This window comes from Ligilactobacillus faecis (assembly GCF_029889745.1).
In the GTDB taxonomy this organism is placed as follows: domain Bacteria; phylum Bacillota; class Bacilli; order Lactobacillales; family Lactobacillaceae; genus Ligilactobacillus; species Ligilactobacillus faecis.
On the sequence record NZ_CP123639.1, the window covers coordinates 1,266,387 to 1,289,818 of the forward strand.

General features: G+C 33.8%; 13 protein-coding genes and 2 pseudogenes. 10 read left to right on the top strand and 5 right to left on the bottom strand.

Going from position 1 to position 23,432, the window contains the following annotated elements:
- Positions 1-854: 854 nt before the first annotated feature.
- Positions 855-1,823 (top strand): annotated as a pseudogene (locus tag QFX10_RS05940) (transposase); the annotation flags it as partial.
- Positions 1,824-1,901: 78 nt separating this feature from the next.
- Here QFX10_RS05940 and QFX10_RS05945 read toward each other — a convergent pair.
- Positions 1,902-3,139 (bottom strand): annotated as a pseudogene (locus tag QFX10_RS05945) (ISL3 family transposase).
- A gap of 1,033 nt (positions 3,140-4,172) precedes the next feature.
- Between QFX10_RS05945 and QFX10_RS05950 the strand changes: the two are divergent.
- From QFX10_RS05950 to QFX10_RS05960, 3 genes are read left to right on the top strand one after another with little or no spacing between them, the layout of a single operon-like run.
- A complete protein-coding gene (locus QFX10_RS05950; protein WP_280605357.1) occupies positions 4,173-4,316 on the top strand; it encodes a winged helix-turn-helix domain-containing protein in 144 nt (47 codons plus the stop codon).
- A 35-nt stretch (positions 4,317-4,351) separates the two neighbouring features.
- Complete coding sequence (locus QFX10_RS05955) at positions 4,352-6,355, top strand: DNA methyltransferase (RefSeq protein ID WP_280605358.1); 2,004 nt, start codon at positions 4,352-4,354, stop codon at positions 6,353-6,355.
- A 3-nt stretch (positions 6,356-6,358) separates the two neighbouring features.
- Positions 6,359-9,004 (top strand): DEAD/DEAH box helicase family protein, encoded by a 2,646-nt coding sequence (locus tag QFX10_RS05960; RefSeq protein ID WP_280605359.1) that lies wholly within the window; start codon positions 6,359-6,361, stop codon positions 9,002-9,004.
- A gap of 767 nt (positions 9,005-9,771) precedes the next feature.
- Here the strand turns inward: QFX10_RS05960 and QFX10_RS05965 are convergent.
- The 3 genes from QFX10_RS05965 to QFX10_RS05975 all read right to left on the bottom strand — a co-directional run bounded on the left by QFX10_RS05965 (position 9,772) and on the right by QFX10_RS05975 (position 12,371).
- On the bottom strand, positions 9,772-10,125 hold the full coding sequence (locus tag QFX10_RS05965) for a hypothetical protein (RefSeq protein WP_280605360.1): 354 nt from the start codon (positions 10,123-10,125) through the stop codon (positions 9,772-9,774).
- Positions 10,126-10,424: 299 nt separating this feature from the next.
- The gene (locus tag QFX10_RS05970; RefSeq protein WP_280605361.1) at positions 10,425-10,574 is read right to left on the bottom strand and encodes a hypothetical protein; all 150 of its coding nucleotides are present in this window, start codon (positions 10,572-10,574) and stop codon (positions 10,425-10,427) included.
- Positions 10,575-11,423: 849 nt separating this feature from the next.
- Entirely contained in the window at positions 11,424-12,371 is a 948-nt protein-coding gene (locus QFX10_RS05975) for an IS30 family transposase (protein ID WP_280605362.1), read from the bottom strand.
- A gap of 590 nt (positions 12,372-12,961) precedes the next feature.
- On the opposite strand from QFX10_RS05975, the gene QFX10_RS05980 reads away from it, so the two are divergent.
- The 5 genes from QFX10_RS05980 (at position 12,962) to QFX10_RS06000 (ending at position 21,529) form a co-directional block, all read left to right on the top strand.
- Positions 12,962-15,088: a DNA/RNA helicase domain-containing protein gene (locus QFX10_RS05980; RefSeq protein ID WP_280605363.1), complete on the top strand. Its 2,127-nt coding sequence runs from the start codon at positions 12,962-12,964 to the stop codon at positions 15,086-15,088.
- A 185-nt stretch (positions 15,089-15,273) separates the two neighbouring features.
- Positions 15,274-15,693 (top strand): (deoxy)nucleoside triphosphate pyrophosphohydrolase, encoded by a 420-nt coding sequence (locus QFX10_RS05985; protein ID WP_280605364.1) that lies wholly within the window; start codon positions 15,274-15,276, stop codon positions 15,691-15,693.
- The gene (locus tag QFX10_RS05990; protein WP_280605365.1) at positions 15,686-18,610 is read left to right on the top strand and encodes a DUF3427 domain-containing protein; all 2,925 of its coding nucleotides are present in this window, start codon (positions 15,686-15,688) and stop codon (positions 18,608-18,610) included. The genes QFX10_RS05985 and QFX10_RS05990 overlap by 8 nt, the downstream gene beginning before the upstream one ends.
- A gap of 383 nt (positions 18,611-18,993) precedes the next feature.
- Positions 18,994-20,742 carry a retron Ec67 family RNA-directed DNA polymerase/endonuclease gene (locus tag QFX10_RS05995; protein WP_280605366.1) on the top strand — a complete coding sequence of 583 codons (1,749 nt, stop codon included), beginning with the start codon at positions 18,994-18,996 and terminating at the stop codon, positions 20,740-20,742.
- A 526-nt stretch (positions 20,743-21,268) separates the two neighbouring features.
- Positions 21,269-21,529: a hypothetical protein gene (locus QFX10_RS06000; protein ID WP_280605367.1), complete on the top strand. Its 261-nt coding sequence runs from the start codon at positions 21,269-21,271 to the stop codon at positions 21,527-21,529.
- A gap of 110 nt (positions 21,530-21,639) precedes the next feature.
- Here the strand turns inward: QFX10_RS06000 and QFX10_RS06005 are convergent, their stop codons facing one another.
- A complete protein-coding gene (locus tag QFX10_RS06005; protein ID WP_280605368.1) occupies positions 21,640-22,203 on the bottom strand; it encodes a hypothetical protein in 564 nt (187 codons plus the stop codon).
- 262 nt (positions 22,204-22,465) lie between these two features.
- Between QFX10_RS06005 and murQ the strand changes: the two genes are divergently transcribed.
- Positions 22,466-23,359: an N-acetylmuramic acid 6-phosphate etherase gene (gene murQ / locus QFX10_RS06010; protein WP_280605369.1), complete on the top strand. Its 894-nt coding sequence runs from the start codon at positions 22,466-22,468 to the stop codon at positions 23,357-23,359.
- Positions 23,360-23,432: the final 73 nt, after the last annotated feature.

Consider the following 23,432-nt stretch of genomic DNA (forward strand, 5'->3'; position numbering starts at 1 on the left):
TATGAGATAGATTTGAGACTTCCATATTTATCAGGTAGGAATATTTGTGATGTTACGACTAAATTTGGAAAATATATAGATTATGGTAGTAGAAGTAGATGGGAGTATATGTATGAATTGATCATGGGATACAATCTAAAACTATATCGACCATAGTAGCCTATTTTTTCAGCAAGACTAACTTTACTGAACATGGAAAAGAGTATAATCAACTAAATAATAATAGAAGTCGTATGGAATATTACAATATAGCAACAAAGGAAGCTGTACTAAAAATCAATGAGCTACTGAGTCTTAGTGGGAGAGAGTTATTGTTATAAAATATGTAGATAGTGAAGTGGAGTTATCTATGGATAGTATTAAGGAAGTAGGACAGAATTATATAAAAAAACTTTCTGATAAAATAGATAAAAACTTAGTATGATATTGTGTTGACTCAATATAGAACTCTACTAGAAGAAATATTTATATACGCTCTTGAAAAACGAGGAGTTGAAGCAAATACTCGCGGTAATATACGAAGATTATATAGGTTGGTTAAACAAAATTATAATATGGATCAGCTAACTAAAGTCCCTTATTGACCAATCGTTCAGAGGTGACCCTATTTTTTAGTGATAAATCAAAAACTGCGTAATGAATAATATTACACAGTAAAAAGTATAGAGTCGCCCGACAACTTGTGTCAAAGCTGTGGAAGTCTATATGAAAGAAGGAAAAGGCCAAGCGATCGAGTGGCTCAGAACAAAAGATCGAAAGAATATCGAAAAACTTGGACGTATCGTAGTTGCTTGTGGGACTATATGGGAATAGGAAAGAGTGAAAACCAGCCGAGAAACTGGATTTTTTGGTAGAAAAATACTATTCGCTATGATGATTTAAATCGTCAAAAAGCTCAAAAATTATTGAAAGAGATCAAAGAATAGATCGGCAATATTGATTTTACTGATGATCTGACGGTCGATCATTTTGAGGAGATCTGTGCCCGATTAGAACAGCGGATTGAATATTTGAATGAAAAAGTCGAAGAGACTAAGAATGTTTCTCCTAATCCTGCGAAGCAGGAACGATGTACTGCCAAGAAATACTTAAAACAAACACGAGAGCGAAATAGTTATTCTAAAACTGACAATGACGCCACTTTCATGCGTATGAAAGAAGATTCAATACAAAATGGTCAAAACAAACCTGGCTATAATCTCCAAGTCGCTGCTAATAATCAATTTACTTTGGATTATACACTTGCGTCTAATTCAACTGATATGCGTACTTTGATTCCATTTTTAGAAAAGATGGATGCTGATGTTGTCCAAGGTACGATAGTCGCTGATGCTGGTTATGGGTTTGAACCTAACTCCGAGTTTATCGAAGATAAATTAGGAGTGCTTGATTATCTTATTCCATATAATACGATATTAAAGGAAGAAATCAAACGTTGGAGATCAGATGAGCGCAAAATGATGAATTGGCATTATAACGCTGAAGATGATTACTATATAGATCCAAATGTATTGACCAAAAAAGAAAACGTCAGAAAGATCTATATCAATCCACAATGGGAATGTTTCAAGTGGAAAGTAAAAACAAACTTTTCAAATATTGAAAAAAATAAGATCTATCGTAGAAGAAAGTATGAAATCGAACCTATTTTCGGTAATTTGAAGGCTTATTGGGGTTTTACTCGATTTACCGTACGAAGTAAGAAAAAGGTAAATCGTCAGATGGGAATAGCGTTAATAGCATTGAATATGTGGGAAATGTCCACTAGTAGTTCAAAAATATCACCAAATAATAAAAACAAAAAGAAGATCACTCGAATTTTTTGAAAAATTCGGGTATCCGTCAACTGATATGGATATTCCGATAAGCACTTCCTACAAGAAATTGTGGGAAGTGTTTTTTTACGCAAATATACAATCAATTCGTAAAAATAAAAATTGTTGATTAGCAAAACCGTAACAACTTCGTTTTAAGAGTTTGATCTTTCGATTGATACCGCTAAGGGACCATTAGAGTATTTTGAAGTTACACTATTTATTAGATAGATACGATTTTTACGGAAAGTACGAATGGTCGTATCCATCTCTGTATTGGTGCGCTCATAACTATCAAGAACCTCATTCAAAGTAGTAATGTCTTTATTCTTCAAAGCTAAGGTAATATCTTGGTAAGTCTGATAAACTATTTTGAATTCAGAAAATTTATTGATGATCAAGTCGATTGCATTCTGTTGAGTCATATATTCATTGATCCCCCTAAGATAGACAACATTTTTAGGGTCGATCTCATCAGATTTCTTATGGAATAAACGCCACTGTGATTTGAGAATCTTGTATTCTCGACTACGCTTATTGAGTGACCTAGTGAGAGCGATTCGACAACTGTCTAAAGCACGTCCGGCTAGCTGAACGATATGAAACCGATCAATAATAATCTTGGCATTCGGGAAAAGTTGGCGAATGAAGCGCTGGTATTGAGCGTTTAGATCAATGACGACCGATTCCACTTGATCACGTTCAAACTTTGAGTAACGATTTTCAAAATAATTGATAATGGTAGAAGATAGTCTATCTGGGAGTTTAACAACTAACTTATGAGTTTGTGCATCACAACAGATAAAAGAAGTTGTATTTTTAATCGAACGAAATTCATCAAAACAAAGATTCTTGGGCAAAACAGGCACTCGATATTGAGGTTTGATTCGTTCTACAATAGTTCTTCGAACACTACTAGCAGAGCAATGACAGATGCGAGCGATAAGTTCACCGTTCAAACCTTCCCTAGCCAATAACATGATCTGATTTTTTAGTTTACGAGAAAGAGTTTGATTAGGCTTAGTCAATCCAGAGGTCGCACCGAAAGTTGTGCGACAATTTTTACATTGATAGCGTTGTTTACGAAGGATCATTTCATAACGTATACCGTTTAAACTTGGCAAACGTACGTGAGCTTTGGCAAAACCATTTTTATTAACAGTGGCAAAGCCACAATTTCGACAACGATTGATAGGATAAGATAGTACAGCTTTGATCAAAACTAATTTCTCTGTGCCATTATATAAATTATCGATAACATCAATAACTTTGAGATTAGGGTCTTTAATATTTAGAAGTTTTAGTATACAATCGTTATGGGACATTTAAATTCTCTCCTTTACGTGGTTTGTGGTGAATTCATTGTATAACGAGAGGGCATTAAATGTCCTTTTTTTTGCGCAAAAAAACTGGCATGGATGAAAAATTCCATACCAGAAAGTGTATACCCATTTTCGCAGAGCTTCGTGTATCTTATTTTATTACGCAGTTTTTTTAATGTATCATTATCTGGATACATCAAAGAAGAGCCTTAGCGGTAGTTTTTCTTGTGTATCCTACCACGAAAATTCAATTAGAAAGTATAGTATCTATTATGTTTTCTTCGAATTATACTGCAAATTCAATTGATCCGCATCTTAAGTTTGGTGGCGGTTCTATTAGAGGTATCAAATATCTTATTTTTCCTGCTGCTATTGATTTCTTACCCTAAGAATTAGCTAGTTTTAGATGCCATAATTGTGGAGATACTGCTTCATATCGTAAAGGTTTTATTCCTAAACATTTTATAAGAGTTTCTTCTGTCAATGCGACATATCAAACTGCTATTGCTGCTCACTCTAATAGATTATGCTGTCGTAACTGTAATTCTACTTGCCACGTAGGTTCTGTTTGTTCAGTAAAAATATTTTGATCAATTGAAAAAATTGGGGATTTATTATAGGATGATTACTAAGCTAAAAAATGAAGAAATTGAACTAGGATATTATTGCAAATCAAATTAGTCGCAGTTAAGGAAAACTTGGAATTACTTTTATATTATCCAGTTGGAGAGGAATAGTGAACTAACGCTAAAGAATCGCATAATAGCAACAAATAAACCAGCTAAATTTGTCTTTGATGGTCAATTTTAGCTAGTTTTTTTATTTTATCGTTTAGAATTTTTCGGTGTATCATATTAACCTTTAAGGGTAGCTGATTTTACGCTAAAATATTAAACAAAGGAGGTCTAAAATGGTAGAGTTTACTCTTGGATCTCTTGCTAATGATACTTTTAAAATCTTTAAAAGAAAATCAAGTTGAAGTGAAAGTAGAACACTATATACCACTATCTCAACAAGAGATAGCAATATTAACCACATGTCTAAATTAAAGACAAATCGACTGCTGCGTGAATTGATCGAAGGAGGTTATGTAAGTTCCTATCAAAATAAGCGTGGTAAATATGTTATTACTGAAAAAGGTCATAAGGTACTGAGACTTTTTCAAAGAAGAAATGTGTGATAATAATATTTTAATGGGAAAGGTAAATGAATAAGATGAAAAAAGAATTAGAAAATCTCCTTACCCACCAAGAATTCTTGGTGGGTGGGAAACTCAATAAGAACAGACTGGCAGAGCTGGCAAGAACTTACAACCCAACTTTACTTAATGTTTTGATGAGTGATGATAATATCTCACAGCATTTTTTCAGTAAGTTGGAAAATGATGTCTTAGTATTCAAAAAAGATACATTTCTCCAGTTTCTTAATAATAAAGAATTTCTTCCAGACAGTTTTACAGCTTATAAAACTAAAATTGGGTTAGCTACAGAGAGTCAGTATCTTTTAGAAAATAAGAATGTTGTTCTTAATTTTCCTTACAAAGACTGTGTATTGGAAGGTGGGCAGAATAAGGAAGATGCAAAACGACAAGAAATTTTCTTTAATGAGACATTAGCACCAACAGAAATAAATCGACTATTAGATGACAAAGTCTTAACAAACTTCAAACGTTTTGATGAAAATGGGGAGCATAAGCTTGAAAATTTATCTGACACAGATAACCTCATTATCAAAGGAAATAATCTTATTGCTCTGCATAGTTTGAAAAAACGTTTTGCTAGTAAGGTTAAACTGATTTATATTGATCCACCTTATAATACAGGGAATGATAGCTTTAATTATAATGACAACTTTAATCATTCCACTTGGCTGACCTTTATGAAGAATAGGCTAGAAGTAGCTAGAGAGTTGTTGAGTGCTGATGGAATGATTTTTGTTCAAACTGACGATACAGAGCATGCTTATTTAAGAGTTTTAATGGATGAAATATTTGAAAAAAAATATCTCAATACAGTTGTTATAAAATCAAAAGCTTCATCAGGTGCAAGTGGTGGTGGTGAAGATAAAAGGTTGAAGAAAAATACAGAGTTTATTTTGGTTTATGCAAACAATGAAGCTCAGATTAAAATTCAACAAAAGCCGTTCCCGTTAGTTGATTATATTACTGAAAGAAAAGAGTCTGGAAGAACTTTTGCATATACCAATGTGCTTGTGAATTCTGGAGAGTTGGTAAAAATTGGAGAAACTGTAGATGGTCGAGGAGATGTTATTGAACTTTTTAATGTCAGAGGCTATGAAACTAAATCTGTCAAGAAGATAATGAAAGAAGAAAATATTTCTGAAGAAGAAGTTTATAAAAAATACTTGGATAGAATCTATACTACAGAAAATGCTCAAACTTCTATAAGGGATAGGGTAAGGGATGCAGTTGATGACAATGGTTATACAATCGCTAGGTATAGACCAGTATCTGGCAAGAATAGAGGGAAATTAATTGATGTTGGGTTTATTGGAACGACAAAACGATTAGTGAGCTTTTTGAAAGAAACAACATTTATCGATGAAGGAGTTGTTTATAAAACAGAAAAAGCTGGCACACTTTGGGAAGATATTTCTTGGAGTAGTATAAAAAATGAAGGTGGAGTTACGCTTGATAATGGAAAGAAACCTGAAAAATTACTTCAGAGAATCATTGCAAGTGCAACAGAAGAAAATGATATTGTATTAGACTTCTTTGGTGGTTCGGGTTCTACGGCAGCTACTGCTCACAAAATGGGACGACAGTATATCTCTATTGAACAAATGGATTATATTGAAGACAAAATTGTTGAACGTTTGAATAATGTTATTAAAGGTGATGCTACCGGTATCTCTAAAGATGTCGAATGGAAAGGTGGAGGTTCATTTGTCTATGCCGAACTAAAAAACGATGCACAGGATTTTAAAAATACCATCATAAACGTCACTACTACCGAAGAATTACTTGAACTATTTGAATTGGCTAAAGAATCTTCATTTTTGTCTTATCGTGTTGATCCTAAAAAGCTAAAAAAAGACGAGTTTGAAACCCTTTCTTTGGCTGAACAAAAACAAGTCTTGTCTGATATTATTGACAATAACAACCTTTATGTTAATTATTCTGATATTGACGATGGAGATTACCATATCTCAGAATACGATAAACGTTTAAATCATCAGTTTTATCAAGGAGGTCAATAAAATATGGCTTTTACTTATAAAATATATAATGTAGCTAGTGATAATGGTTTTATTGACTTTAAGAGGAACATTCCTGATGAAATAACGACAAACTTAAAGTACCCGCTTCGTCCTTACCAAAAAGAAGCTCTAGGTCGGTATCTTTATTATAAAGATGATGAGAAGCACCACACGGATCCTGAACAAGTCCTTTTTAACATGGCAACAGGTTCAGGGAAAACACTCTTAATGGCGGCTGTAATGCTTGAGAAATATCGCCAAGGAGAAAGAAATTTCATCTTTTTTGTTAATAACGACAATATTTTAACAAAAACAAGATCAAACTTTTTAGCAGGAAACGCCAATAAATACCTATTTGATGAAAAGATTGTCATTGATAATCAAATTGTTACTGTCCGAGAAGTTAGCGATTTCTCTGATAGTCGTGATGATAGTATCAATATTGTTTTTACTACAATTCAAAAACTTCATCAGGATTTAAATACACCTAGAGAGAATAGACTCTCTTTCGAACAGTTCAAAGATATTTCAGTCGTTCTATTGGCAGATGAGTCACATCACTTGAACGCTGGCTTGAATTCATCTGAAAAGGAAGATAACACAAGTTGGACATCAACAGTCGATAACATTCAAAGGGCAGCTAAGAAATCTAGTATATTTGAGTTTACGGCAACCGTTGACTTGACGGATATTAACATCGCTCAAAAATACGAAAAATCGCTTATATTCAAATATGACCTTAAGGAGTTTCGTTTAGATAAATATTCTAAGGATGTTCTTTTCCATCTTGTAGATGGTGATGCTAATAATAGAATGCTTCAAGCTATTCTTATTAGTCAGTATCGCAAGAAGATTGCCTTAAAAAATAATATCAATCTCAAGCCCTTAATTATGTTTAAGTCTAAAGTGAAAAAAGAAAACAAAGGAAACTTAGATAATTTTTTAGAACTTTTAGAGAGATTATCTGTTGAGCAAATCGCTAATCAAAGACAAATCATTAGAAATAATGACTTAGAAAAAGCAGGAATTCTTACAAAGGCGTTTGAGTATTTTGAAAATAATAATATTTCAGATCAGGATTTAATCGAAGAATTGAAAGATGATTTTCGCCAAGAACGTTTACTCTTACTTGACAGCGACAACAAGACGAAGGATAATTTAACGACTATTAACACATTAGAGGATCCACGAAATGAAATAAGGGCAATTTTTGCGGTTGATATGCTGAATGAAGGATGGGATGTGCTTAATCTCTTTGACATAGTTCGTCTTTATGACACTCGTGATGGGAAAATCACTAAAAAAGGGTTTAAAGCAGGAAAAACAACAAATGCAGAAAAACAACTAATTGGTCGTGGAGCACGCTACTATCCTTTTGTGATTGATGATAAAGAGGATGAAAAATATACTCGTAAGTTTGACGATAATGAAACTAAAGAATTACGTGTTATTGAACAACTCCATTACCATTCAGCAAACAACCCTCGTTATATTTCAGAACTAAAACAAGTTTTGAGAGAATCTGGTATTTTTGATGACATCACCCTTGTAAAACGAGAACTAAAGCTTAAAGACTCGTTCACTAAAACAAGGACCTATAAAGATGGTGTTGTATGGATGAATAAGAGACTTTCTCGTGAAGAATACTTAGAGGAAGTACAGGAAAGTTTAGATGAGGTTTATATTCCCAAATCTTTTGAAGTAGAACTTCCAACTTTATCTACATTTGATATTGAAGCTTTTGAAGAAGATGACAGGAACATAAATTCTACAACAGCTATTGATTTCAAACTTGAAAAAGTCATTCCTAAAAATATTGTTCGTACAGCTATCAATCGAAATAAGAAATTTACTTTTGATAATTTAAGAAAATATATTTTTGGTCTCGGTAGTATATCGTTGTTTATCAAGATGTTAAAAGATATTGATTTACGAGTAATTTGTCAGTATAAAAATCCGAAAGAATTAACAGCTGACGATAAACTCTATGTAGTTGAAAAACTTTTGAAATCAATTGAAAAAGATTTAATTCCAACAGAGGAACGTTTTTATGGTTCCGAAAAATTTGAAAAGACACCAATTAAGAAAGTGTTTGAAACATCGATTATTAGGAAATATAGTATTGATGAAAACAGTGAAGCTGAATTTGGTGTTTCTCAAAAAGACAGTAGTGAAACCAAAATCTTTGAAGACTTAGACACTTTAGATTGGTATGCTTACGATGATAATTTTGGAACTAGTGAAGAAAAATATCTTGTTCGCACAATCAAAAGTTTGATGTCTGATCTTGAACAAAAGTGGACGGACATTTACTTGTTAAGAAACGAAAAAGCTGTAAAAATATACAGTTTCGATAAAGGTCAAGCCTTTGAACCAGACTTTTTAATGTTTGCGAATGATAAGAAGACTGGGAATGTCTCTTGGCAAATCTTTATAGAACCAAAGGGACGGCAATTTTTAGACTCAAATCAAACGTTTGAAAATGGTAAAGAAGGTTGGAAATTGAAATTTTTACAACAAATTTCTGAACGAGATAATGCCCGCATACTTGTCGATGATGAGAAACATCGAATTATTGGGCTGCCATTTTACAATGAAGAGATTACTAAAGAAGAAGTTAAGACCACTTTACGAGAACTAGGTTCTTAATGAAGCACTAATAATATTCTGTAAACAAAAGGAATATCCTTTTGATTTCATCGCCTCCAAATCTTCTTCATCAATAAGATGGTCGCAGTCTTTTGCTAATTGTTGATAGAGAATATCTTGGATCTTATCTTATTTCAATATCAATGAAACTAAAGATCAGTGAACCAATCTCTTATAACATGGGATATGACATTCTTTTGCGATGGCATATAACCATGTTTTAGGCAAGACTAAGATGTATTCCCAGTACCGCATCTTTTCATTGAACTTGAAATAGGGATGTTTAATTGCTTTTCTAGCCATATCTGCTTCTTCTTTTAAGATTTCCAAATAACATGAACTTGGTTTTAGTAGTTACTCCAATTCTTTTTGCCTTACTTCGTTTGAAGTGAGGTTTTTCTTTGTTTTCAAAATCTCAATAAAGATATTTCCGACATCTGTTTGAGAAGTTGGAAAGTAACCATTGTGGACTCTCCAATTATGTATATACGTGAAGAAACTGATGTAGTACTGTAAATATTTAGTAGAAGCATTGGCCATAAATATACTGCTTAATCTCGTTGTGTAATGCATTAACACGACCAAGTGATAATGCATTCTGATATTTCAATTCAGAAAAAGTATTCAACAGTAAGTCACCTCTAATTGTTATTCGTTCAATCGTTTCTTCATAATAGAGATGTTCTGTAATTTTCTTGTTGATTATTTTCGCTAATTCAATGGTAGCTTGAATAATATATCAATTATCCGTAATAAATTTTAAGTAGTTAGACGGTTGGGATATTCCTCAATTGATAGTAATCTTCATAAATATTATCTGTATCACTACAAAGAAAAGAGATATTGGCAAAGTAGTTATCAAACAAATCAAAGAATAGCTCAGGAAAGAGTTTTTCAAGATTAGATACCTTACAAGTACGATAACTATGATTATCTATAGTTGTAACTACTGTAGCAAACTTGCTATTCACCACACCGAATTTAGAGGGATTTCTGGCATATCTTGGTTTACGTTCAATCTCTTTGTCAAGAGTTGATGTTAATTCACGGCTCTCTTTTTGTCTTTCACAGATAAAGGTTTCATCAACTTGAACAACACCGGTTAGCTTTGGTACAGGCATTGTTGTTAGGACATGGATTAATTTTAATTGTTACATCCAAACGTTTTTGGAATCAATTCCATCGCAACCATAGTCATTAGTCAGCACGTTAATGATGAGAAACTGTTAATCGTCATTTCAAGAACATTAGTCCAAGTCTCCCAATGCCGGCGTGTCTTCTCTAAGATGGTATCTGTAAAACGAGTAAATCTCCTTCCACACTCCTTCCACTTGAACTGTTGGATATTATTTTTAGTCCAGTTTTTTAACAATATTAAGATAATTAAAATTAGGACAGCTAGAATTCACTCCTAATTCGATCAAACGTAGTAATGGTTAATTTTTAACTCACTAGAAAAGTCTTTGTATTGAGCGATTAAATAGCGTTTAGCAATATTTTTGAATTGAACGAATGGTAAGTGTTCAATAAAGATGATAATATCGTCCAATTCCAAGGCCTTCTTAGACATAACTAGCCCCTCCTGACAATAAAAAGTTCGATTGGCTAAACCATAATTATGTTATAAAAATACCGTTAATTCACAACGAAAGAACTCATAAAATTGGAACAATTGTCTAAACTAGAGCTATCATATCAATATTTGTAACCATCACATCATTTTTTGATAATATAAAATTACTTCTAAGACTAAAAAGTTATTATCGAGATATGATACTATATGATTAGTATACATTAAAATGTTTTTAGGCTCTTTGTTAGCCGCCGTTGTGTGAAGAGTAAATTTTTCACAGGACTTCTTGTGTATTTTCCAGGATCGAATATGAACTATCTTTATGGAACACATCTGTGGAGATAAATCAGTAAATTTCGTCAGTTCTATCTGTGAGTGATGAATTGCTGTCAAAAAGGGATGATGTGGATATATAATATTCACGATCATTGATAGTATACGGTGTTTGGGTAAAACATACAAATACCTTAAATATATTAGTTCTAGAGCGTTAGCATCTTATTTACTACCACGATATTTCTTATCAGACAACTGGATCTTTTTCAGCTTTAGTAAAAGTATAGAGATAGTAATTGGAAGAATAATAATCTTTACTAAACTAGGCTATATCTTTTTACTTGAAAAATAGGGAATTAGTAAATAAGGAAATATGGAGATCTGGAATAGAAAAGGTATCTGAACAAAGGTAAAAAAACTAAGGTGAGATTAAAAATGACGCAAAAAGATATAGAACAGTAAATTTTCTTCAACTTAGCTAATATTATACTAAAGAAGTTGAAAAAAATGAGTATATTGAGGGCTTTTTCTTAGGGCCTGAATTGTCAAATCAAGTTAGAAAAAAACTACTTACTCATTCGTAATATACTTTATGAATACTTCTAGTGGGGTTCTATAGTTTAAACTTTTACGTGGAATATTGTTTCTATAGCTAGCTACTTGTTGGACATAGTCAGTGGGGAAATCACTGAGGTCCATATCTTTTCCTAGTCCATCTTTCCTAAGTAATCCATTCGTATGTTCATTTAGTGCGCGTTGGTTAGGAGCACCTACATCAGCAAAGTAAGTACTGATATCATGCTTATTAAAAATATCTTTCCACTTAGAAAATTCCTTACCATTATCAAAAGTGATCGATTTAAAGAGTCCTTTAGGAGCAACAGAAAGTAAAGCATCAAGTTTCTCAAAGATAGCTTTATCCGTCTTATGGCGTGTACTCAAAATGATGACAGCCTTAGACTTCCGTTCAACTAATGTCATTACTGCACCATGGTGGTTTTTACCTTGGATCGTATCAGCTTCAAGATGTCCAAATTCATTATGGTAGTTGGGATAGTCCTGATGCCGCTCTGAAAGGGACCGACCTAGTCGTCCAGCTTTTCCACGGCGTTCAACGTAACCATTTGGATGTCTTTTTCCTTTCATTGGAAGCAAGGTCACATCTAGAACGTTAGAGCGCTTGAAGATGCGATAAAGCGTACGCATTGAGCAACTGATATGTTTTTCATTACGTCCGATGATCGTATCAGGAGTCCAACCTAGACTAACTTTTTCCTTGATGTACTCAAGCTCATCACTAGGTAATACAATGGGTTTACGGCCGGCTCTAGATTTATTAGCCCGATAGTTTTCATAGTATTCAGAGATCGAATATCCAGCATCTAAGAAACGAAATACTCGATAAATAGTTTCAGCACTACGTTTTAAGTTTTTAGCTACAATATAGGCTTTAACACCTTGATTCCAAAAATTTTGTATGCAGGACAGTTCGCTTATGGTAAGACGATTATAGGTCATTTGTGATTTTCCTTTACTTTTGTTTGTCGATACTCAAAAGTCTATCACAAATGGCTTTTTATTTTTCTAACTTAATTTTACAAACTACGTAAATTTAATATTGTAATTTATGAATGGATAATGGCGATAAATTTTACCTGATGAAAGAATATTTAAAAGATATTGAATTCTTTTTTGGCTTAGCGGGGCATCAAAATGTCTATAAAATTTGGGAACATAATTATCTGATAAATTTCCAAAATTGAGTTTGTTAGCTGGGGTGTCCATATCTTAAATCTCCACTAAAAAATATAAAATAAATAGCGGAAAAATCGAGCTGCCGGACGCTTTAAATGATTTTTCCGCTAGATGTAGGTTGTATTTTCTGATAGGGGATCATACAACTATTAATGCCAAATGCCTAGAATTTTCCCTTTAATATCTAACATTTTTAAGATAAAATAATTACAGGACATAAATGTCACACTCCGTTATTGCTTGTGGTGAATTAATTGGATAACAGGAGGGCATCTGATGTCCTTTTTTTGCGCAAAAATTTTGCATATACCTAAAAATGTATATCTAGATAAACAGGGGATGGAGGGCTTGAAGTGGCGACGTATACCGTAACAGCAGGAAATAGAGTTGAAATAAATTTTAATGGTATTATTCCAGATGAAGCTACAAGAAATAAGATGAAAAGTGTTAAATTCAGGTGGGATCCGGGGCGAGGACTGTGGCATGGACCGTATAATGCTGAAACATTGGCTGTTGCAAAAGAAATATGTGGTATTGAACAAGTAAAGGATTTTAACGCGAGTAACTTCTCGAAGGAGTATGCTTTAAAAGTAAAGATAAGAGATATTATATCTGCTGATCAGAGACAATTGAAAATATGGGTAAAAACTCTTAGGGACAGTGTTAATGATGTAATGAGTGAGGATAACTCATCACGTACAGGTAATTCTGTAAGCCAAAGTCAGGAATCTGTATGGATGGACTGTTTTAAATTTATCGCACGTACACTGTCAGATCTGAATATGGCTGCTAAAGAATTTGAACTAGTCTTTGAATATAGTCTTCCAGGAACAGTTCATGAGAGGCCAGATGTATTTTTACTTACTGATAAAAAAGTAATTTCTTTAGAATTCAAACGAAAACCTGCTCCTCAAGTTGATAACAATAAAGATGATGTAGCTCAGGCTATTAGATACAAAGAATGGCTTATGAATCATCATAAGGTGACGATAGATAAAAAGTTAGAAGTTAAAAGCTATCTCGTGTGTACGCATAGAGATGCTAAACCTGGCGAATTGAGAGGAATAGATATTCTTACAGCTGATAATTTTTGCAGTACCATAGAGCATGAACTTAAAGGAGAATGGCCATGCCAATTTAGTGAAGAATGGCTTTCCTCTTCTAAGAGTGAAATGCCTGATATGCTTAAGGCGATTGAAATAATGTATCTTGAAGGAAGGATTCCATATATTTCAGATGCTAATAAAAATTGTCTTAAGAAGGTACTTTGGTATATTAGCGGTGCAAGGAAGAAAAATAAAAAATTACTTATTTTGATAAATGGTGTACCAGGTGCTGGAAAGACTGCGGTTGCTCAGAGCGTAGTATATGAAGCAAATAGAAATGGAAAAGCTAATGCAGTATATCTTTCTGGAAACGGCCCACTTATAGAAGTTCTTCAATATCAAATTAATCAGGTTGGAAATAATAGACATATGGGTGAGAATGCAATACAAGGTATGAAAGAATTTAAAGCAACCTTCTTTTATCCCAAAGTAGCAGCCCCTGAGCAATCTATTCTTATTTTTGATGAGGCGCAAAGAGCATGGGATGCAGAAAAACTAAGAAGAGGATTCACTGAGCCAGAAGGTCTATTTGAAGTTGGTGAAAAAATTTATAATAGGAGAGGATACGCGGTACTGATTGGGTTATATGGCAATGGACAAGTAATTTATACTGGAGAAGAGGCAGGACTTTCATTATGGGAAGATGCGCTTAATAAACATGGCGATTGGATTGTACTAGCTTCTGAGGAGTTAGCTGATAAGATTCAGGTAACTGGGGAAAGAAAGTTTGTTGATAATGATCTGCTTCTTCCGACATCTTTGAGAGCGGATTTTATTGATTGTAGTAAATGGGTAGAGGAAACTATTTGCTATACTCACACTAATTTGCCAAAAGCTAAGTCAGAATTTGAAAAATTACAACAAACGTCAATGAGATTTTGTGTGACTCGTGATTTTTCCAAGATTCAGGAGCGAGCAGTAGAGATTGATAAAGATCATCCAGAATGGAAGTATGGGATGTTGGTATCTAACTTTGCTGAGCAAAACATTATTAGTAAAGCGCTCCCGGGATGGAATATTGGTTTTAATGGACCCAATGCCGTTTCTGTGGGGGAGTATGGTTCGTGGTTTAATGGTGGTTGTAAAGAGTTAACCAAGGCATGTTCAGTTTATGGCAACCAAGGACTGGAACTTGATTGCCCGATTGTTGTATTTAGTGGTGATTATATTCGATATGGTAATAAGTGGATAACTAGAGGGTATCAGCGTAATAAACAACAAGTAAAATACAAAGATATAGATACTATTGTTGAAAATAACTACAGAGTTCTACTAACTAGAGCACGTAAAGAAATGATTATATTTATCCCAAGAGATGAAATACTTGATGAAACGTACCAATACTTCATCGATATGGGAATGGATGAATTGTAGTTAAATAATTTTAGAGAAGTTCCATGAAGATAGCTTAGACCATCTACATGGAACTTCTAAAAATTTTTAACTTTACACAGTGATTGACAAAGAGCCAAATGAATTTGGCAAAATTAGGATATATGTATTATATTTATACTAGAGTTGAGAGGTATTATAATTAAAGTGATTTTGAGGTGTAGAAAATGCCAATAAAACATATCAAAGTAGTCGGTGCAGCGATCATCGATGGTAACAAAGTATTGACAACAAAACGCAACTCAGATCGCGTTTTAGGTGATCTATGGGAATTTCCAGGTGGAAAGATCGAGCCAGGAGAAACACCACAACAAGCATTGAAACGTGAGCTAGAAGAAGAATTTAAAGACGAAATTTTAGTAGGGCCACAAGTTACTGAAACGGTGGAATATGAATACGATTTTGGAATTGTAGAGCTCACGGTATTTTATGCAAAATTACTAACAAATAATTTTGATCTAGTAGCACATAGTGAAGTTAAATGGCATACAGTTGATGAGCTAGCAAAACTTACTTGGGCCCCAGCTGATATTCCAGTAGAAAAAGCGATCGAGAAAGTTGATTTAAGGAGTATTAATTTTGAATAGTCAGCTAATTGAAAATATTTCAAATACGGTACTTAATAATTTTGTTGATCGGGATAAATATGCTGCAGTAGGTGGCCTCTCAGCTGCTTTAGTTGCAAACGAATCAGATAATACTAATGTTTATCGGATTCTAAAAAATGAATTGCAGACATGTAGTGATTTCACATTTGCAGTTGCTTTCATTACAGAGGCTGGTTTGTCAGGATTTTCGACTGTTTTTCAAGATCTAGCTAAAAAAGGAATCAAAGGACGAATTTTGACTTCAACATATCTTTGGTTCAATCAACCAAAAGTTTTTAAGATGTTAGCGAATATCCCTAATATAGAGGTCCGTATTTATACAGGTAAAGATCACCAAACAACTCAACCACTGCCATTTCACGCTAAAGGTTACATGTTTTCCTATGCAAGTGGTTATAATTCCGCAATTATTGGTAGCTCTAACCTCACTGAGGGAGCTATTTTGAAAAATTTTGAGTGGAATTTGCGAGTAACTTCGCTAGATAATGCGGAAATCACAAAAAATATTAGCGAGCAAATTGAGAATGAGTGGCGGAAAAGTCAACCATTAACGGAAGCATGGATTGAAGAATATGAGAAACTTTATGAAAAAAATCGGCCTAAGCTAGTTCCAGCTGATTTATCTGAAGATCCTGAAGCATACCAAGTAAATGAGCAAATAGTTCCCAATAAAATGCAAAAAGCTGCTCTTGATCAATTAACCGAATTGCGTCAAAGCGGTAAGCAAAAAGGACTAATTATTTCTGCAACAGGCACTGGAAAAACTTACTTAGGTGCTTTTGATGTTAGAAATTTTCAACCAAAACGCTTTTTATTTGTTGCACATCGAGAACAAATTTTACAAAAGTCGTTAGAAAGCTTTGTAAAAGTGATTGGTGGAAGTTCAAGTGACTATGGCATTTATAGTGGAAATAGTCGAGATGGCTTGAATAAAAAATATGTTTTTGCAACGGTTCAAACGCTGTCTAAACCTGAAAATCTAGCTCAATTTTCTAAAGCTGATTTTGACTATATTTTATTTGATGAGGCTCATCACTTAGGTGCAGCAATGCATCAACGCGTTTTTGAATATTTTACACCTAAATTTTGCTTAGGAATGACGGCAACGCCAGAACGAACCGATAATTTTAATGTTTATAAATTATTCAACTATGATATTGCGTATGAAATTCGATTGCAGGATGCTTTAGAAGAAAATATGTTATGTCCATTCCACTACTATGGGGTAGAAGACTACGAAATTAACGGTGAAGTTATTGATGACGCGACAGAATTAACGCGTTTAACAAGTGAAGAGCGCGTTAACTACATAATTAGGCAGACTAAATATTATGGTTACTCTGGTGACAAATTGCATGGCTTAATATTTTGTAGTCGTAAAGAGGAAGCTAAAGCTCTGGCAGAATTGCTAACTCAACGAGGTTATCGATCGGTAGCCTTGACGGGTGAAGATAGCATTGCTCGTCGCGATGAGATAGTTTTACAACTCGAACGTGGTGAAATTGATTATATTGTTACTGTAGATATCTTTAACGAGGGAATTGATATTCCTTGTGTCAACCAAGTTGTAATGTTGCGTAATACAGAATCAAGTATTGTTTTTATACAACAATTGGGACGTGGTCTACGTAAATTTAAAGATAAAGAATACGTCACAATCATTGATTTTATCGGAAACTATAAAAACAACTACTTAATTCCAATTGCTTTAACAGGGGATAAGACGCATAGTAAAGATAGTGCACGTGATTCGGTTGATTTAGAACCAATCTATGGAACTTCTATGATCAATTTTACAAAGATTGCTAAAGAGCGTATTTATAAATCAATCAGTCAATCAAACTTAACTTTGAAAAAGAAACTACATGACGAGTATATGAACGTCAAAAATAAACTAGGACGTATTCCTTTAATGTGTGATTTGCAACGAGATTCGATCGATCAAAGTGTAATTGCAAGTAAATACAAGCAGTACAACGCCTTTTTGTTAGCGATGGACGAAAAAGAATTTACTTTAACGTCTTTCCGAGAACAGTTACTTTCTTTTGTGACAGTTGAGCTTAGCAATGGCTTGCGTAAACATGAATTGCTGTTGCTAAATGCACTTCTTTGCGGCACAGTAACATTGGAGCAATATAACGAGATTTTAAAAGAAGCAGGTTGTTATATAGATGAGGCTGTTTTAGAGTCTGTTGATCGCATTTTAACGTTGGCCTTTTTTGATGATAAATCTAAGCCGAATAAAGTTAGCTACGGTGACACTGCTTTAATTTCACGTGATGCAATAGGTTATCAGTTAAGTAAACCACTGCAAGTAGAACTACAAAATAATGACTTTAAAGTGTTATTTGAAGATGCTATTAGAACTGGATTGCTTAAGGCAGAACAATACGATCCAAGCAAGCAATTTACGATTGGAAAACGGTATGAACGCAAAGACGTCTGCCGCCTTTTGAATTTTAAAAAACGTGTTCCGGGGCAAAATATTGGGGGCTACTTTATCGATAAAGAGCACAATACTTGTCCGATCTTTATCACATACCATAAGAGCGAGAATATTAGTGAAACGATCCAATACGGAGATTACTTTAAGAATCCAAGTGTAATGCATATGTATTCTAAAAATAAGCGTCGAATTGAAGGAACTGAAATTCAAAATCTCTATCGAGGTGTCGATGAAGGTAAACCAGCTTTAGCGATGGATATGTTTGTGAAAAAATCAGATGATGAGGGTACATCATTTATTTATCTAGGGCCATGTGAAATTATGAAGGGCTCCTTGAAACAAGAATTTTCAAAGCGCAAAGACGGTAAGGAAGATCCAATTGTTTCAATGGATCTAAAGTTAGCTACACCAGTTGATGCTGATCGATACTATATGTTGACAGAAAAATAATTATTTTAAGTCATAGATGTAATGTCCATGGCTTTTTACTGTGGTTTAGTAATTCATAGTGCGAAGATATTATATGATTCTTTAATGTTGGAATAAAAGTATGGAGAGAATACGATAAGTATGTTTACCTATATAGAACAATCAAATTTAATAGTTATTGAAAAATAATGATATAAATGATAGAATTGTGTCTTAACATGCGACTAGATTTTGGACTTGTGCGTTCGCAAGTATTGATTAAAATGGGGGATGATTTGCCTCATTCATATCGACCGTAAGAGAAGAATTAATCATATGGGTCATGCCAATTATCGGTTACTGTATAAATGTAAACTATATTGGTGGCATAATGAGTAGTCGCATGTTTTTTAGGAGGAATTATTGTGAGCGTTTTCGAAGGTGTTAAAAATAGAGATGATTTCTTTGAACAGTTAGGGATATCAAAACAACTTGCAACGTATCTACTATATGGAAAGGGAATTGATAATTGCTATAGTACGTTTGTTATTGAGAAGAGAAATGGTGAGCCTAGAGTAATTAATGCTCCCAATAAAGAATTGAAAAATGTACAAAAAAGATTGGTAAATGCTATTTTATTACGGCGTAGTTGTAATGATCAAAGCGAAAAATCTTTAAAAATAGCACATGCCTTTGAAAAAAATAAGAGTATTATTACTAATGCAAAAGTTCATAGAAATAAAAAATTTGTCTTGAATGTAGATTTAGAAGACTTTTTTACTAGTTTTCATTTTGGAAGAGTAAGAGGTTTCTTTGAAAAAGATAATACTTTTAAGGTTCCTAGAAAAGTTGCAACTGTTATTGCACAACTTACATGTTATAAGGGAGTTTTGCCACAAGGAGCACCTAGTTCTCCAATAATTACAAATTTAATATGTAAAATAATGGACCTTAGAATTTTAAAATTATCTAAAAAATTCAACCTAAATTACACAAGATATGCAGATGATCTATGTTTTTCAACAAATGATCAGAAATTTTTATTAAATGAGCAAGTGTTTTTAAGTAAATTAACTCGCGAAATTTGTAAGGCAGGTTTTAAGATAAATAATAAAAAAACGAGATTACAGTTTAGAGATTCCCGACAAAAAGTAACAGGACTAGTAGTAAATAAAAAATTAAATGTACCACGGGAATTCTACAAAAATACACGGGCCATGGCTAATAATTTATATTCAAATAATGAATTTAGTATTGACGGGAAAAAAGGATCAATTAATCAGCTAGAGGGACGATTTGCGTTTATAAATCAAATTGATAGGTGGAATAATTCTCTAGAATTAGAACAGTCAATAACAAATAATATGTTGAATTATCAAAAATTACTTTTACGGTCTAAATATCAAAATAAGGAAATTTTTGGAAAGTTAAATGCTCGTGAACGAGAGTATCAAAAGTTTCTATATTATAAATATTTTTATGGGAATGATAAACCTATAGTAGTTACAGAGGGAAAAACAGATATACTCTATATTAAAGCAGCGTTAAAAAATTTATATCAAAGTTATCCAGATCTTGTAGAAAAGATTGGTAACGATTATAAATTTAAAGTGTCTTTTTTTAAAAAGAGTAAAAATAATAAAGAGATTCCTAGGATAAAATATTTTTTGAATATACCTCAAGATGGTGCAGACTCAATGAAAAATTTATATAACTTTTTTTCGAATAAAAATCCATGTTATCCAAATTATCTAGATTATTTTCAGAAAAAATATAATTCTAAGCCGTTAAATCCCGTTATATTCGTATTTGATAATGAAATAGCAAATAATAAAAAGCCAGCGAAAAATTTTATTAACTATATAAAGATAAGAGGTGCACTTTCAGAATTAAAAGATAAGCAGAGACTTAGAATTATCGGTAATCTCTATATGATTGTTACTCCGCTAGTTAATTCGTTAGAAGAAACTGATATAGAAAGTCTTTTTTCTCCTCAAACTTTAGGACATAAAATTGATGGAAAATCATTTAATAGGAGTGGCGGGAACGAATATTACGGTAAGGAAATATTAGCACAATATGTGTCAAAAAATTATGAAAATATTGATTTTACTAATTTTAAGCCCTTATTAGATAACCTGAATAAAGTAATTATTGATTATAAGAACGGATAACCATATTTCAATAGGGGGTAGTCACAAAGATATATGAGATGAAAAATATATGGATGAAGAGGAAATATCTAATATTTTTTGAATAGCGAAAATTATTATGGGTTTAATTTTTACAGTGATATTTTATAGAGTTAAAAAATTTAACGTATTTATATTATACATGTATAAGGGGTAGGTGTTTTTAATCGGTATGCGAAGTTTTCGTAGTCACAAAGTATTACTGTGGATAAAATGAGACCTCTTAGAAGTGTGTTGATTTTAGTATCTCTTGTTTTAGTACTCGCAGCGTGTAATAGAAATAAAATTGAGAAAAGCCACCAAGAGGTACGACAGGAAAAAGTAGAGAAAGCAAAAAAAACAAGTCGAGAAAAAAATAAAAGATAAAAGTAGTGAAGAGAGTAGCGCTAATGAGCTCAAACCAGATAATGCAGATTCAAATGAGAGTGAAACAGCTAGCGAAGAACAAACAAACGATCAGTCAGAGTTAGCAGAGCAGACTGAAGAAACACGAAAAAGAGGTCGTTTTATGGCTCAGGGGCAAGAGATCCCTGCTCCTAAAGATGTTCCGCCAATTATTGAAAAACTGATCATGGACGGTAATGACGTTTACACAATGATTGACACTCATTTTGGATATCGGCTCTTTGAAACGACTGATGGGGATCTATACATTATTGAGACAGAACTAACAACGGATGAAGGACATGCGAATTTCGAAAAAATGTGTCGTAGTGACCCTAGTAAGTGTTTTGCAGATGGAAATTATCTAGTTTATAAAGAAAAATAAGATAGTTATATTATTGATCGATCTGTTAGAGTTCTTATCCATGAGCCTAAATTTTTCCATCAAAAAAGCAACTTACCGGGATATTTCCCGGGTAAGTTGCTTTTTGCTCATCAGCTTCCATAGCGTTCGTAAGTACACTCGGCCACATATCCTTGAGCTTTAGCCTCTTCAAGTGACATGGCAGTTCCACCACCATATCGATTTAAACCACGACAGTTAGGGTCTAAATGATAGCGCCCGGAGATCGACGAATTGACATAAACAGTTTGCCCACTATTTACGGCATGTGGCGGTTGATAGGCATACGAATAACTAGAGCATGCATCATTTTCAGGGCGTGTGTCAGAGCTCGCTGAAGTAGAGTTTTGCTCAACAGAAGTGGCAGAAGAGCTTGTCTCAGGAATAAAACTACTTTGAAGGCTAGTAGCAGTCCCACTTGTTGAAATTTCCTCAGAGCTACTCGATGTTGAACTTTCAACTTCAGATATATCAGTTTCAAAACTTTCTGACGGTTCACTTTCAACTTCTGTACTTACTTGAGAGTTTTTGACTATGTTTTGTCGCTGTGGTGCTGTTGGAACATGGTTGCCACAGATCAGCAGAAAAAGCGTAATGATACTAGTCAAGATCAACAGGCTACGGGTGATCTCATTAGGTGAAAAGATCCAAAACATAGAGACGCTCATCCAAAAAATGATCGCAATTATAATAAAAAAACTTAATAGCATTATCTATTAGGACTCCTTAGCTGATAATAAAAGACTATTTTACCTTAAATTGTTCACAACACGCAATTTAGTCCCAGAATTTAAGAAAGGGGAAAATTTATTTCATTTATCCAAAGGCGCTTCCCTTTTATTTGAAATAAAATTCTACAAAATATACAATGAAAGCGCAAACAAAATATAAAAAATTTGAACTAATGGAGGATAAACGATGATCGATCTAATGAATTTGACTACTGAAAAGAGAAATAAAGCAACATCTGGGTTGGATAAACTGAGCATTTTAGAAGCACTGCAGCAGATGAATTTTGAAGATCAAAAAGTTGCGCTTGCAGTCAACAAAGTACTTCCAAAGATCGAACCAGTGATCAGAGAAGTGATCAGTTCTTTTGAAGCAGGTGGGCGCTTGATCTATTTAGGTGCTGGGACAAGTGGGCGTTTAGGCGTATTTGATGCAGCCGAATGTGTGCCGACATTTGGTGTTCCTGAGACCCAAGTCGTCGGTTTGATCGCAGGCGGAGCTAATGCTTTGACACAGGCAGTCACAGGGGCTGAAGATGATGAAAAATTAGCGCAAAAAGATCTCGCTCAACTTAGCTTGACCGCTAACGATCTTGTTTTAGGGATCTCAGCCAGTGGGCGGACGCCGTATGTCATCAGTGGTCTAAAATACGCACATGACTTAGGCACTAAAACCGCTAGTTTAGCATGCAATCTAGATGCCAAACTCTCACGTTACGCAGAACATGCGATCGAAGTCGATTGTGGTCCTGAATTTTTGACTGGTTCTACCCGATTGAAAGCTGGGACTGCGCAAAAGCTGATCTTAAATATGATCTCGACGATCGCGATGATCGGGATCGGTAAAGTTTATCACAACTTGATGGTCGATGTTCGACCGACCAATGAAAAATTAGTTGAGCGAAGCAAGCGGATCATCATGCAAGCTACCGATTGTACGTATGAAGTAGCCGAAAAGACTTTACGTTTGGCAGGCCAAAATGTAAAATTAGCGATCGTGATGCTCTTAACGAATTGTTCAGCCAAAGAAGGGAGCGTTAAACTGCAACAAGCAAATGGCTTTGTGGGACGGACTTTAGCTTGATTTTGAAAAAATTTGACTATGGCTAAGCTAAGAAGTTTTTTCTCAATTGCAATAAAAGGCAGCTGCTTTGAAA

Coding starts and splice junctions, on each gene's coding strand:
- QFX10_RS05950 (WP_280605357.1), top strand. CDS start 4,173: ATGTCTAAATTAAAGACAAATCGACTGCTGCGTGAATTGATCGAAGGA.
- QFX10_RS05955 (WP_280605358.1), top strand. CDS start 4,352: ATGAAAAAAGAATTAGAAAATCTCCTTACCCACCAAGAATTCTTGGTG.
- QFX10_RS05960 (WP_280605359.1), top strand. CDS start 6,359: ATGGCTTTTACTTATAAAATATATAATGTAGCTAGTGATAATGGTTTT.
- QFX10_RS05965 (WP_280605360.1), bottom strand. CDS start 10,125: ATGCCTGTACCAAAGCTAACCGGTGTTGTTCAAGTTGATGAAACCTTT.
- QFX10_RS05970 (WP_280605361.1), bottom strand. CDS start 10,574: ATGTCTAAGAAGGCCTTGGAATTGGACGATATTATCATCTTTATTGAA.
- QFX10_RS05975 (WP_280605362.1), bottom strand. CDS start 12,371: ATGACCTATAATCGTCTTACCATAAGCGAACTGTCCTGCATACAAAAT.
- QFX10_RS05985 (WP_280605364.1), top strand. CDS start 15,274: ATGCCAATAAAACATATCAAAGTAGTCGGTGCAGCGATCATCGATGGT.
- QFX10_RS06000 (WP_280605367.1), top strand. CDS start 21,269: ATGGCTCAGGGGCAAGAGATCCCTGCTCCTAAAGATGTTCCGCCAATT.
- QFX10_RS06005 (WP_280605368.1), bottom strand. CDS start 22,203: ATGTTTTGGATCTTTTCACCTAATGAGATCACCCGTAGCCTGTTGATC.
- murQ (WP_280605369.1), top strand. CDS start 22,466: ATGATCGATCTAATGAATTTGACTACTGAAAAGAGAAATAAAGCAACA.